Raw genomic sequence first — 1,065 nt, forward strand, 5'->3', positions numbered from 1 at the left:
CGGAGGACGGATTTGGATCCCTAAGAGAGCACGTATGTGGACATGTTTATCAATCCCTCAGACCGGGGTGGTGTGGCACCTGCTACCTTGCTAAGCTGATAACATCTGTGAACCTTCTACCCACCATCACTCATTTTCACACCCACTATGCTCACTATTACTTACCACACAGAGCATGGCGATCCACTACGAGAGTGTCACCAGGGGAGAAAGGAATCAGTGGCATCCTCCCCTGGTGGGGGACTGTGAATAATGCACACAAGATAGACCACCTGGCCATAGATCTTGAGAACTTGACGGCACTGGTAGAGGTAGGGTTTTCCACTCTCACTCCTACCATGCAGGGGATCAAAAACGTGGCCCTGCAGAACAGATGCTACGCTATTGCACAAACTTGTCCACTGTGCTTTCTGATATTCACAAACAGGTGAAGGAAGCCATTCCAAAGGCTGCAGAGAGGAAACTGCATGACTTGGAGCCTGGTGATTGGATCGTGGTGAAGGATTTCAGACGGAAGAACTGGCGGGCTCGCAGGTGGAATGGTCCCTACCAGATCTTGCTCACCACCGAAACAGCTGTAAAGGTGGCAGAGAGAGCTACGTGGATCCACGCCACCCACTGCAAACGAGTACCCGAGCCGGGGCCAGCAGCCAAACACCAGACAAGTGAGATCGAGATCAGTGAGTGAACCGAACCTTCCTCCCCTTGTGCATTCAGGGGGTATTGGAGGGGAGTGGCGGTCCCGTGGGGGAGTTTCTCTGAGCACAGAGATTCCACTGGGACCACCTAGAACCACTACCCTCCCGAAACAACATCACGGGCACACTGATTAGGGGGTAGGCAGAGGTGACACAACTGATAAGATGACACTTGAGACCAGAGAAAGATGGCGAAGGAGGGGTGACGGACTGAGAGGCCACGGAGACGGGGCGCTGCTCGCTGTCATCATTGTCCTGTCATCAGTCTCACTAATGGAAACATTCAAATCACAACTAACCCCAGATGAAGGAGGGGTTAAAAGGGAGGTGCCATCCATCTTCCCCAACATCCCAGCTCAGCTGGAAG

General features: G+C 53.0%; 1 protein-coding gene. It reads left to right on the forward strand.

The window, feature by feature from the left end; translation table 11 throughout:
• Nucleotides 1-863: 863 nt before the first annotated feature.
• Nucleotides 864-1,065 (forward strand): hypothetical protein (locus ACRCYC_RS03920; RefSeq protein ID WP_438617880.1); only part of this gene is annotated, 202 nt, incomplete at its 3' end.

The organism is Paraclostridium sp., from assembly GCF_051657365.1.
Taxonomy (GTDB): Bacteria; Bacillota; Clostridia; order Peptostreptococcales; family Peptostreptococcaceae; genus Paraclostridium.